The sequence below is a fragment of the Pseudomonas sp. K5002 genome, from assembly GCF_013386655.1.
In the GTDB taxonomy this organism is placed as follows: Bacteria; Pseudomonadota; Gammaproteobacteria; order Pseudomonadales; family Pseudomonadaceae; genus Aquipseudomonas.
Genome location: NZ_JACARK010001583.1, coordinates 1 through 356, shown reverse-complemented (window position 1 = coordinate 356; position 356 = coordinate 1). Strand labels below are relative to the sequence as shown.

Genomic DNA, 356 nt, shown 5'->3' with positions numbered 1-356 from the left:
GGCGTACTGCGCGGCTGCCGCCGCATCGCGCTGATCCACCAGGGCGGTGTCGAGCCCGGAGATGATCGAGAGGTTGTTCTCCACCTGCTCGAACGCGGTCAACACTACACCACGATACTTGGCCGCGGCTTCATCGGTTGCCGCCTTGGCACTGTCCACCCCGGCCTGGCGCGCGCCGCCGTCAAAAATCGTCCCCACCAGCGACGGGCCGATGGCCCAGAAAATGTTGGGCGCGCTCAACAAGTGCGCGAACTCATCACTCTGGAAACCTCCCTGGGCACTCAGGGTAAGGGCCGGGAACCAGGCGGCTTTCGCCACCCCTATGCGCGCATTGGCCGAGGCAATCCGGCGCTCGG

At 66.0% G+C, this 356-nt stretch carries 1 protein-coding gene; it reads right to left on the bottom strand.

The window, feature by feature from the left end; translation table 11 throughout:
* A partial coding sequence (locus HX846_RS38095) for a TolC family protein (protein ID WP_178967564.1) occupies positions 1 to 356 on the bottom strand: 356 nt, incomplete at both ends.